General features: G+C 64.1%; 8 protein-coding genes. 6 read left to right on the plus strand and 2 right to left on the minus strand.

From position 1 onward, the window contains the following. Positions 1-176: 176 nt before the first annotated feature. Positions 177-3,671, minus strand: coding sequence for an SNF2-related protein (locus tag H3V04_RS06265; protein WP_198187580.1), 3,495 nt, complete (start codon positions 3,669-3,671; stop codon positions 177-179). 160 nt (positions 3,672-3,831) lie between these two features. On the opposite strand from H3V04_RS06265, the gene H3V04_RS06270 reads away from it, so the two are divergent. From H3V04_RS06270 to H3V04_RS06285, 4 genes are all read left to right on the plus strand, one after another. After that, positions 3,832-5,304, plus strand: a complete 1,473-nt coding sequence (locus H3V04_RS06270; protein ID WP_045934960.1) for a DHA2 family efflux MFS transporter permease subunit — start codon at positions 3,832-3,834, stop codon at positions 5,302-5,304. A gap of 101 nt (positions 5,305-5,405) precedes the next feature. Further along, positions 5,406-6,641, plus strand: coding sequence for an FtsX-like permease family protein (locus H3V04_RS06275; RefSeq protein ID WP_198187581.1), 1,236 nt, complete (start codon positions 5,406-5,408; stop codon positions 6,639-6,641). Then, positions 6,638-7,645: an ATP-binding cassette domain-containing protein gene (locus H3V04_RS06280; RefSeq protein ID WP_198187582.1), complete on the plus strand. Its 1,008-nt coding sequence runs from the start codon at positions 6,638-6,640 to the stop codon at positions 7,643-7,645. The genes H3V04_RS06275 and H3V04_RS06280 overlap by 4 nt, the downstream gene beginning before the upstream one ends. A gap of 22 nt (positions 7,646-7,667) precedes the next feature. After that, complete coding sequence (locus H3V04_RS06285) at positions 7,668-8,609, plus strand: hypothetical protein (protein WP_198187583.1); 942 nt, start codon at positions 7,668-7,670, stop codon at positions 8,607-8,609. Here H3V04_RS06285 and H3V04_RS06290 read toward each other — a convergent pair. Beyond that, a complete protein-coding gene (locus H3V04_RS06290; RefSeq protein WP_198187584.1) occupies positions 8,588-9,253 on the minus strand; it encodes an HD domain-containing protein in 666 nt (221 codons plus the stop codon). The two genes, H3V04_RS06285 and H3V04_RS06290, sit on opposite strands and share 22 nt — an antisense overlap. A gap of 231 nt (positions 9,254-9,484) precedes the next feature. Between H3V04_RS06290 and zwf the strand changes: the two genes are divergently transcribed. Beyond that, a complete protein-coding gene (gene zwf / locus H3V04_RS06295) occupies positions 9,485-10,966 on the plus strand; it encodes a glucose-6-phosphate dehydrogenase (RefSeq protein ID WP_232342638.1) in 1,482 nt (493 codons plus the stop codon). Further along, a complete protein-coding gene (locus H3V04_RS06300) occupies positions 10,963-11,970 on the plus strand; it encodes a glucose-6-phosphate dehydrogenase assembly protein OpcA (protein WP_198187585.1) in 1,008 nt (335 codons plus the stop codon). The genes zwf and H3V04_RS06300 overlap by 4 nt, the downstream gene beginning before the upstream one ends. Positions 11,971-12,005 lie beyond the last annotated feature (35 nt).

Consider the following 12,005-nt stretch of genomic DNA (forward strand, 5'->3'; position numbering starts at 1 on the left):
CGACAAAACACCGAAGGGGCAGCCGTCAATCTGCTCATGCACATAGTCTTTCGATTTGACTACCGCACCAAGAATAACCGGACCATGGCCCAAGGGTCTCGCAATTGATGATGCCGCCGCATTCAAGACCACCGACCATGAGATTCGAGTGGATTCACATCCTGACGCGATCACAATCAGCCCAGCAGTGCCAGGAGGTCTTTTCTGCTCAGTCTGGCCACGCCGGCGGCGCCGGTGGAGGCGGCGGAATCGACGAAGCGCGATGCCAGGTCACTCTTGCTGTGCTGCAGGTTGAGGATGCGTTCCTCGATGGTGTCCTTGGCGACGATCTGGTAGACGTTGACGTCCTGGGTCTGGCCGATCCGGTGGGCGCGGTCGTTGGCCTGCTCCTGGGCTGCGGCGTTCCACCAGGGGTCCGCATGGACAACTACACAGGCTCCGGTCAGGTTGAGCCCGGTGTTGCCGGCCTTCAGGGAGATCAGGAAAACCGGCGTGGCATCCCTATTGAACTGTTCCACCAGCTCCAGCCGCCGCTTCTTGGATGTGGCGCCGGTGATCAGATCATAGGACACGTCCAGCCGACGTAGGCGTTGGGCTATCAGGTCCAGGTAGGAGGTGAACTGGGAGAAGATCAGCATCTTGCGCCCGGCGTCCTGGCAGGAGGCCACCAGATCCTCGATGGCGTCCAGCTTGGCCGAATCGCCACGCCGGTCCCGACCCTGATCCTGGTAGACCAGACGCGGATCGCAGCAGACCTCCCGTAGCCTGGTCAGCTGGGCCAGGACCTGGATTTTGCCGACCTCGTACTCCTGATCCCTCTCCTTGTTGAGGGTAGCCCTCAGCTCCTGTTCCAGGGCCGCATAGAGCTTGCGCTGACGACCCTGCAGGGGCACGCTGATCACGTTTTCGATCTTCTCGGGCAGATCCGTCAGCACCTGTGACTTGAGCCGGCGCAAAATGAAGGGTCCCACCAGGGCCTGGAGCCGGGACTGGGCATCCTGGTCGCCGCTGAGTATGGGCATTTCGAAGCGGTCCCGGAACCGGGAGTAGGGGCCCAGCATCCCAGGCATCAGGAAGTCGAAAATGCTCCAAAGCTCGGAAAGCCGGTTCTCGATGGGTGTGCCCGTCAGGGCGAACCGGTGCAGGCTGTCCAGAGCGCGCACAGCCCGGGCGGCCTTGGTGGCATGGTTCTTGATGTACTGGGCCTCGTCCAAGACCAAGGCATACCAGGGCAGTCTCCGATACCGATCCAGGTCCCGCCTGAGCAGATCATATGAAGTAATCAGCAGGTCGTAGGACCTGGCCTGATCCAGCAGATCCTGACGCTGGCTGCGCCCCCCGGCCAGGACCGCCACCCGCAGATCCGGCGTAAAACGGCGGCATTCAGCCTCCCAGTTGTAGACCAAGGAGGCCGGACACACGATCAGCGAAGGTCCACGATCCCTGGCCTGATCCCGACGGGAGAGCAGGTAGGCCAGCATCTGTATGGTCTTGCCCAGGCCCATCTCGTCGGCCAGAATACCGCCGAATCCACGGTCGCTCAGGGTGCATAGCCAACGCAAACCTTCGACCTGGTAGGGTCTGAGCTGCCCGCGCAGTCCGTCGGGGACCCTGAACCCCTGAGGGTCGGGCCTGCGCTCCTTCAGGTAGTCGCGGAAGCTGGAATCGCGGTCCTTCTCGGGCACCAGCGCATCCAGGTAGCCGAGCTGGAAGTCAGGCACCCGGACCGGCCCCTTGGCCAGATCAGCCGGGTCGATGCCCAGGTCCTGGGCCAGGGTGTCCACAGCCTCGGTATCCAAATCAGCCAGCTCGACGAAGGCCCCGTTGCTCAGACGATGGAAACGCCGACGGCGGCGATGGTCAGCCAGGATGGCAGCAGCCTCCTCGGGCCGTACCTCATCGGCGATGGGCGAGATCTCAACCAGACCGGAACGTACTCGCACACCCACGCGGATCTGCGGATGAGAGACGACGCTCAGCCCGTCGAAGGCCGGGGTGGAAAAGACCCGTCCCAGGCCCTTGAGCACGGGCAGGCCACGGGTCAGCAGGGTATGTATAGCCTCCTCGTTCTCCTCGGGGATGCGCGCCAACCCATCCTCCATTAAGGGGAAATAGCGGCGGACCGTCTGCCGGGCCAAAGACTCGCTCTCCCGGTCCCTGCCGGGTTCATCCTCCGAGGCAGGGTCGACGCCGACGGACAGAAGACGGTCCCCGTAGCGGGCCCTGAGGTCACAGCTGACCCCCTGCCAATCCCTGTCCAGGTAAAGCTCGATCCTGCAGGGCGGCCGCCGCCGGGCATCCAGCTCCTCGGGCAGACTGGCGGAGAGCCCGGATCCTTCCCGGGCACCCTGATCAAGGTCGGGCAGGACGGTCAAGGCGAACAGGTCCAGGTCGTCTGCATCCAGATGCAGATCCCGATCCTCACCAGGGCGGCAGAGGGTCTCCAACAGGTCCCGATGACGCATGAAACGCGCGCTGCAACGGTGGATGACCGGCCCCGGATCCAGCCCTAAGCCCGGCTGCGAGGGGCGCACGATAACGAAGGAAGAGGCCTGGCCTAGGATGAAGCGCTCCACGGCCAGGGCATGGGTGATTCGATAGCCGTCCGCCTCCTTGCTGACCGCGATACCCGGGTCCGGGTCTCCGCCGACCACGGGGGCAGGCATGGTCTGCAGGAAGGAGTCCTCGGGAGGCGTGTAGTCCAGGGTGAGCCCGGAATCCACAAACAGGTCGAGGATCTGCGCCACCTCGTCGTCGCTGAGCCGGATCCCCGCCAACCCTGCGCGTGTAAGACGGCGGCGCATGCCCCCCTCCTGTTCGGCCAGGCTACGGCGGATGGCGCCGGCCCTTTCCAGAATGGTCAGCAGAGCCTGGGCCCGGTCGTCAAAGGTGTCACGGGAGTGGATGAAGGCCAGCCGCCGACCGTAAGACATGAATTCGCCCTGATCCACGGCGCGCAGCAGGGCCGGGAGGTCCTTGACCAGGTAGACGACCCCGTGTGAGGACAGGGTGATGTGCAGACGGACCAGCCAACCACCGCGCTCACTGGTCAGGTCGGGAATCAGCCCGACCGATCCGATGGGCAGGTGACGGCCGCCGACCGGACCGTTCTCCTGCTTGAGCAGGTTCAGCTGGCGGTCACGGAAGGCCTGCCGCCGCCGACCCTCCTGCCGGTGCATGTAGGCCGCCAGGGGTCCCGAGGTCGATCGGGTGGACCGGGATCTACCCTGGTCGCCGGTCCAGTCATCCGATCCCGAAAAGGCCTGACTGGACTCGTTGTAGGCCATGATCAGGGCGACTACATGCTTGCAAGCAGGACCCTGACGCCCAAATGCCCGGCAGGTGCAGGAGGAGTCGATGACCCGATGGGCCTGCTCGTCCAGCCGAGCCTGAACCATGCAGTCACCATCCGGCTGATAGGTGGCGGGCACACGCCCCTTGAGAACGGTCAAAGCCCCCAGGTGCCGCAGGCGCAGGTCTGTAAAGCGGCGGTCATCCAGCAGTTGATGGGCACGGAAGTAGGCCTTGCCGCCCAACCGGCGCAGAGCGGCGTCAGAGATGGTGTCCGGGTCGCCAAAGGTCCGTACCTCCTCCTCATCGCCCGGATCATAGAAGCCATGGCCTCCTGAACCACCCGCTCTTGACCCGTAGACCGCTGCATGCCAATCCACACACACCCTCCTTATGGTCTCTGACGACCATTCCCGAGCATAACCTTTTCCGTTCCAATGCGGCACGCCTTCGGCGAAGCGAGTAGACATGCCGACTTACGAAAAAATGACCGCCTCCCTAAGATGGCGTGCTGTTTGTCTGAAGAAGGAGATCATTATCGTGCAAAACACGTCCACCTCTGCCTCCGTTCACCGGTCACGCCCGGCCGTCCCCCATCCCTGGCCGGCCATCGCCGCGCTGATGATCGGGGCCTTCGTGGGCATGCTGAGCGAGACCTCGCTCAATATCGCCCTGCCCAACCTGATGGAAAGCTTCCGGATCCCCGCTGCCACCGTGCAGTGGCTGGTCACGGGATACATGCTGGTCATCGGCATCGTCCTGCCCTTCTCCAGTCTGATCTCCAAGTGGTTCACCACCAGGCAGACCGTGATCTTCGGCCTGGTCGCCTTCCTGGCCGGCTCGGTTGTTTCGGCCATGGCCCCCACCTTCCCTGTCCTTCTGACAGGACGGCTGATCCAGGGCATCGGCACCGGCCTGATCCTGCCGCTCATGTTCACCGTGGCCATGCTGATCTTCCCGCCGGCGCGACTGGGCACGGTCATGGGCATGTGCGCCCTGGTCATCATGTTCGCCCCCGCCATCGGCCCGACCCTGACCGGAATCATCCTGGGCAAGCTTACCTGGCACTGGATCTTCTGGTTCTTCACCCCATTCCTGGTTGTAGCCCTGATCTTCGCCGTCGGCTTCCTGAAGAATGTAGGGACCATCACCCATCAGCGGCCCGACCTGGCCTCTATTCTGGAGTCCATTGTCGGCTTCGGCGGACTGGTGGCAGGAGTCAGCCTGGCCAGCCGGTACGGATGGCTCTCCCCCGTCACCCTGATCATCCTGGTTGTGGCCCTCGTAGCCCTGGTCCTCTATATTCGTCGTCAGCTGGGCCTGGAACACCCGGTGCTCAACCTGCGCATCTTCTCCATCCCGGCCTTCCGTTACGGAGCCACCCTGGTCATGCTGGACTTCGCAGTCATCCTCTCCTCCATGTATCTACTGCCCCAGTTCCTGCAGCGGGGGCTGCTCCTGCCCGTGGCCATGACCGGCATCCTCATGCTGCCCGGCGGGGCCATCAACGCCCTGGTCTCGGCCTTCGCCGGCCGGCTCTATGACGGCTTCGGGGCCCGTATGCCCGTCCGCTGCGGATTCCTCATCGCACTGGTGGGCACGGTCATCCTCCTGTTCACCGGCCCGCACACGCCTGTGGCCCTGGTGGTGGCAGCCCACATCATTTTGATGATCGGCTGCCCCCTGGCCATGTCACCGGCCCAGACCTACGCGCTCAACTCCCTGAGCGGCCCGCAGTCCGGCGACGGAAGCACCATCATCAACACCATGCAGCAGATCGTGGGAGCCGTGGCCACGGCCATCACCACCTCCCTGCTGGCCATGGGCGAAGGGCAGGCAGCCGGAGTTGATAAAGCCCAGGCCTTCACCAGGGGCACCCACTACGGATTGATCTTCACCCTGGTGCTGATTCTGGCCGCTCTGGCCGTCTCCCTGAAGGTGCGCAACTTCTCCCACGCCGAGCAGCCGGAGGCCGAGCAGGACATTCAGCAAGCTCCAAGTTCGCACCGCTAGCTTGGGAGCGTCCCTGGCTAGACTGGAGGACGACGACCGGACTTAAGGACCGTCATGGAGGGCCGCCCGGTCATCCCTGGAACGCTATCAGGAAGGGTGTCATGTTCGTTCTCAAGAACGCCTGGTTCACCATCAGGCGGCATGCGGCGCGGAGCCTGGTCATGGTTCTGGCCTGCCTGGTCGTGACGGCGCTGGCTACGACGGCGGCCACCGTGCTCCAGGCTGACACCAAGGCACGTACCACCGACTACGAATCCCAACAGGTGGATGCCGTCATCAGCCCGCGCAAGGGGACCAAGGTCTCCCCCCTGGGCTGGAACGAGTATTCCAAGTACGCCCAGCGCCTGCAGATGGATGGCATGCAGTACAAGGCCTACTTCCATGAGACCGCCGACATCAGCCCGGAGGGGCTGCCCCAGTCAGGCACCTACTCCCTGGTGGGCGTCTCCGACAAGGCGGCCGAACCCACCTTGCCTCACGGCCCCTTTGTGCTGGACCAAGGCAGGGGACTGGATTACGCCTCTCAGAATGCCTCCGGCGCCCAGACCGTACTGATCTCCAAGCAGATGGCACAGGCCAACAAGCTCAAGGTGGGCGACACCCTGACCATCAAGGATCCCCGTCAGCAGGATCAGCAGGTCAAGCTGACCGTCTCCGGCATCTATCACTACCGCGAGGCCGCCGACAAGGCAGCCAACCGGGCCATTTACACGGCCTATCCCACCTTTGCCATGCTGGGGCTGGATACGGCCAGCAAGCCGGGAGACCCTGGCCATGAACTACTGGTGGCCTTCGTCCTGGATTCGCCGAGCACCTACCATAAGTTCATCAAGGAACTGCGCAAGGACGGGCTCAAGGCCTCGCAGTACGACATCGACTCTCCCAGCCTGAAGGACTACCAGCGGCGGATGGAGCCGGTCCACCAGGCTGCCGACCAGGCGCGAACCACCATCATCCTGGTCTGCCTGTTGGGCGGACTGATTCTGCTGGGCTGCCTGATCCTCATGCTGCGCGGCCGTGCCAACGAAATCGGCATGGCTGTCACCATCGGGGTCCACAAGGCCCGGCTGGGCTGGCAGTTCGCCCTGGAGACCCTCTTGCCCACCCTACCCGGACTGGCCCTGGGCCTGGCGCTGGGTGCCGCAATCAGCCGACCGCTGGGCCGGTCGCTCTTCCGGCTGGGAAGCCTGGCCAGCATGCCTCATGCCGGTTTGATCTGGAAGATGATCCTGATTGGCCTGGCCGTCTGTCTGGTCCTCGCTTTGTCGGCAGCCGCCAGGGTAGCGGCCTTCAGAACCGCCCAGCTATACACCAACGACCTGGAGGACGAGGCATGAGCGAAAAGACATCGGACCAGCAGCCGGACGAAAAGTCCCAGGAAAAGGCTGCGACCACGGCCGCTGACCAGACAACGCCCGATCAGAAGCAACCCGCTCGGACTGCGGCCGACGCTGAGCAAAAGGCCGACGAGAACACCAGCGCCGAACCTCTGTCTGAAGCCGGGGAAAAGGCAGCCGCTCAGACGGACGAAAAGTCCGAGGAGGATGGTTCTTCGGAAGAAGATGCCTCACCGGCTGCCTTCAACGTGGTCATCGAGCATGAAGATGCCGAAGATCTCGACGGCGATCAGGAGGACCCGCTGTTGGAGACCGATGACCAACGGGTGCTGGTTCCTGGCGGCTACCCCGTGCTTTCCCTGAAGCATGTGGATTACACGCGCAAGGTCCAGGGCCGCCCCGAACAGATCCTGGACGATGTCGATCTGGATTTCCAGCGCCGCCGCATCTACTCGGTGGAGACCACCTCGCCTTCCGGACGAGCCGCTCTGATGGCCCTGATGACAGGCCTGCGCGCCCCCACACAGGGCAGCGTGCTCTTCCGGGGCACGGATCTACGCCAGTTGCTGGCCTCCGACTATCGCGGCCACCAGATCGGGGCCATCTTTGGCACCGATGCCCTGAGGCGCGACCTGACCCCCGTGCAGAATCTTGTCTACACCATGGATGCCAGCGGGCGCACCTTCCTGGGCCCCAAGGACAATCTGGCCCGTCAACTGCTGGATGAGGTGGGCTTCCCGGAGCGTCTGCAGGACACGCTGACCGCTGATCTGGGACACCTGGACTTCCGTCTGGCCTCCGTGGCCCGCGCACTGTGCTGCGAGTGCGACGTGCTCATCGCCGACGAACCCACCGAGGGGCTGGAGCCTGGCGACTGGGACACCCTGCTGGCCACACTGAAGCGGGTCTCCCGCCGTCATGACTGCACCGTGATCATCCTGACCTCGGGCGGTTCGGACACCGTGGACGAGGGCACCTACGACGACCGATTCATCGTCGATTGAGCCCCGGCTTTCCGGACCGGGGATGGACAGCACTGCACTAATCTGTTCGGTCATCACCCATGAGGAGTGGATTCCCCGGGTCATGGCCGAACAAATCGATTCGTGCAGCAAGGACCCACGCCGGCAGCGAAGCATCATCCTGCACCATCACCATGGATTCGGACCTGTTCGGGAGGTCGGCGTCAGGGAGGCCATATGGATTACCCCTGGGTTGCTGATCGCCCAGAACGCCTGGCTGGCATCCCAAGGTCGTCCCTCATGGGCCCTGTCAGCACCACCGACCATGTGGCTGGACGGGCTGGACCAGTCCCTGACCGGACGCAGGATTCTGACCGTGACGGCCGCAACCATCCTGGCCTGGCGCCGACTGCCATCGGGCCTGGGGCAGCGCCCCTGGTCGCAGCTGGCCGCCGGCCGGGTATCAGGCCTGCCTGCAGCCCGACGAACCCTTGAAGACCTGCAACGCAATCTACGGACAGCCCCTCCGCAATCGTTGATTCGCATCCAGACCCACCTGCCCAACATCCATGAGGAATGGCGGGTCATCATCGACAGGGATCGAATTGCGGCCTCCAGCGGATACTGCCTGCATGAGGGCGAGGACTCCAGGGTCATCACCACGGTCTTTGACGGTGCCGTCTTCGATCCAAGACATCGAAGAATCGCCGAAGACTGCGCCCTCCAGGCAGCCAAGGGTCGATCTCCTGCCCCAATCAGCGTGGATCTGGCCTTCCTCCGTGGGTCGGATCGGCCTCTCGTCCTGGAGGGAAACCCGGTCTGGTGCGCAGCCCCTTACGCTTACGGACCACAGGGCATGGCCTCTTTCCTGAAAGCCGTTGCGGCCTGCCGGACCGATCCAGTCAACCCCTATCGACCAGACCCGTGGATGCTGCGCGAATTCGGCGGTCGCTTCCGCAGTTCCTGGGGGCCGGTCCGGCAGGATCAGACGATGGTCATGCCATAGTGCTTGGCCAGGGGCTGCAGGTCCGGCACCCCGTACCGGGCCACCAGTTGCCTCCATCGGGCCAGGTTGTCGGGACCATACTTGGCTGTGCGCTTGGCGGCGGTGGGCTCGGAGACGAAGATGGGCGGCTGATGCTTGCTGTGGAACTTGTCCGCATACATGACCACCTCCTGCTCAGGGTTGACCGGCAGGTAGTCGTCCGGCGGCAGGTTCAGATGTTCCTCCTCCACCTGGCGACGGGTCAGCCCCACCCCGGTGTGGTTGCGGGCGAACTGGGCCACCGACTCGTCCACCCCGGCATGCAGCAGCAGACGATAACCCTCCAGGCCGTGCTCGATGTACCGCTCGCCCTGGAAGGTCAGCGGCCGGCCCTGGGAGCCGTCATCCTTGAGGATCCGGTAGGTGCCGATGTCGTGCAGCAGGGCACCTGTGCGTACCAGGTCACGATTCAGGGGCCGCTCGGGCAGGATCGCGTCAGGGTCATCATCACGCAGCAGGCGTTCGTTGACCCGGTCGGCCATACGCACCGCGAGGGCGGCGATGATCTGGCAGTGGGTGTGTATCAGTTCATAGGCGGCTCGGGAGGGCGCGTACTGACAATGCAGGGCCTCGGCCATGGGAACATTGGGAATCATACCGACCATTCTAGGGACCCTGCCGCAAATGTGACCTTTGCGACGCTATGCACACTTCAGCGGATAATCAGCCCTGCCCTTCCACTGCCGACAGTAGACTGGGAGCCACGGTATTTCACGAGGAGCACTATGGACACTTCACCACTTGTGCGCTCCGCCGACCAGCCCGCTCCCCCCGACGAGGACGGCGGCCGACAGGCGCCTTGGCACAACCCCCTGCTGGACCCGCGCGATCTGCGCATGCCGCGCATCGCAGGACCCAGCTCATTGGTCATCTTCGGCGTCACCGGCGATCTGGCCAAGAAAAAGCTCTTGCCGGCCGTCTATGACCTGGCCAACCGGGGATTGCTGCCAGCCAGCTTCGGGCTGATTGGTTTCGGGCGGCGCGATTGGAGCGACCAGAAGTTCGTCGCCTTTGCGGAGGAGAACGTCCGCGCCCACTGCCGCACACCCTTCAACGAGTCCACCTGGCGACATCTGAGCCAGGGCATGCGCTTCGTCACGGGCAGCTTCGACGATGCCGAGGCCTTCCGCCGCCTGTCGGCCACCGTCTCGGAGCTGGACCGGGTCCGGGGCACCCGTGGCAACCATGCCTTCTACATGTCGGTGCCGCCCAAGGCCTTCCCCCAGGTTGCCCGTCAGCTGGCCGAGTCGGGACTCTCCCACTCCACTGAAGGGGCCTGGCGCCGCGTCATCATCGAGAAGCCCTTCGGTCACGACCTGGCCTCTGCCAAGGAACTTGACCGGGTGGTCTCCGAGGTCTTCGAACCGGATTCGGTCTTCCGCATCGACCACTACCTGGGCAAGGAGACCGTGCAGAACATCCTGGCCCTGCGCTTTGCCAACATGATGTTCGAGCCGGTCTGGAACTCCAACTACGTCTCCCACGTGCAGATCACCATGGCCGAGGACATGGGCATCGGCGGCAGGGCCGGCTACTACGACGGAATCGGAGCAGCCCGGGACGTCATCCAGAACCACCTGCTGCAGCTGATGGCCCTGACGGCCATGGAAGAGCCTGTCTCCTTCTCGGCGTCAGATTTGACTGCTGAGAAGACCAAGATTCTTTCCGCCGTCCGCCTTCCCAAGGATCTGGCGGCCCACACCGCCCGGGGCCAGTACACGGCAGGCTGGCAGGGCTCCCAGCATGTGGTCGGTTACCTGGATGAAGACGGGATCGACCCCTCCTCCGCCACCGAGACCTATGCGGCCATCAGGCTGGATGTGGACACCCGCCGCTGGGCCGGCGTCCCCTTCTACCTGCGCACGGGCAAGCGCCTGGGCAAGCGGGTCAGCGAGATCGCCATCGTCTTCAAGCGTGCCCCCCACCTGCCCTTCGAGGCCACGGCCACCCGGGAACTGGGCGCCAACGCGGTGGTCATCCGCGTACAGCCCGACGAGGGTGTGACCCTGCGCTTCGGGGCCAAGACCCCCGGATCGGCCATGGAGGTGCGTGACGTCAACATGGACTTCTCCTACGGGCGTTCCTTCACCGAGGCCTCTCCCGAGGCCTACGAGCGGCTGATCCTGGACGTGCTCCTGGGAGACCCGCCCCTCTTCCCCACCACCGAAGAGGTCAATCTCTCCTGGAAAATCCTGGACCCCATCGAGGAGTTCTGGGCAGGACAGGGCCAGCCCCAGCCCTACCGTGCCGGTACCTGGGGTCCGCGGGAGGCTGATCTGATGCTGGCCCGCGACGGATACCACTGGAGGATGCCATGATCGTCAGACTGAACAACACCACCACCTCCGCCATCGCCCGGGAGATCGACGAACTCCACGTCGAACGCGGGGAGGCCGCCCAGGGGCGAGTGCTGACCCTGGTCATCGTCACCGAACAGGCCCATCTGGAGACGGCTCTGGAGACCGTAAACGCCGCAAGTCGCGAACACCCCTGCCGGGTCATCGCCATAGTGACCAATGCCGAAGACCATCAGCCCGGACAGGAGACGGACCAGCGGACCGCTACGGCACAGTCCTACGAAGACTGCGTCTCCTACAAGGACACCGACCATGACGGTGACCGCACACTGGATGCCGAAATCCGGTTCGGCTCGGATGCCGGTGCCGGCGAGGTGGTGGTCCTGCGACCAGTGGCGGCTCTGCTGGACCATTCCGATGCTCTGGTCATCCCCCTCCTGGTGCCGGATGCCCCTCTGGTGGTCTGGTGGCCCACCAATCCGCCCCTGGATCCCTCGCAGGATCCCATCGGGACCATGGCCGCCAGCAGAATCACCGATGCAATGGATTCCGACGATCGCCAGGCCACCTTCGCCGGGCTGCTGGCCCATTCGCGCGATCAGGACGTGGACCTGTCCTGGACCAGGATCACCATCTGGCGAGCACTGCTGACCTCCATGGTGCAGCAGCCGCCCCACCTGCCCATCCGTTCAGTCAAGGTGACCGGCCAGGCCCACTACCTGCCATTGGAGCTGCTGGCCTCGTGGCTGGCCCTGAAATTGCAGGTGCCGGTCTCTGTCGAGCGTGACCCGAAGGCCCAGGCCGTCACCGGCGTCTACTTCGAACGCCCGGACGGGATCATGAGCATGGAGCGTCATCACGACGACCAGGCCCGGATCAACCAGCCCGACCAAGCCCCACAGACCATCTCCATGCCCCTACGCACTGCTGTGGACTGCATGAGCGAGGAACTGGGTCGGTTGGATCCTGACGAGGTCTATCAGGAGGTCATCCACACCGGCTGGGGAATGGTCGACCACCAGTAGGCGCCCCGCAGCGACTCAATTCAATGCAAATGCCC

Origin of the sequence: Bifidobacterium sp. M0353, from assembly GCF_016100645.1 — a bacterium.
Lineage (GTDB): Bacteria > Actinomycetota > Actinomycetes > Actinomycetales > Bifidobacteriaceae > Bombiscardovia > Bombiscardovia choladohabitans.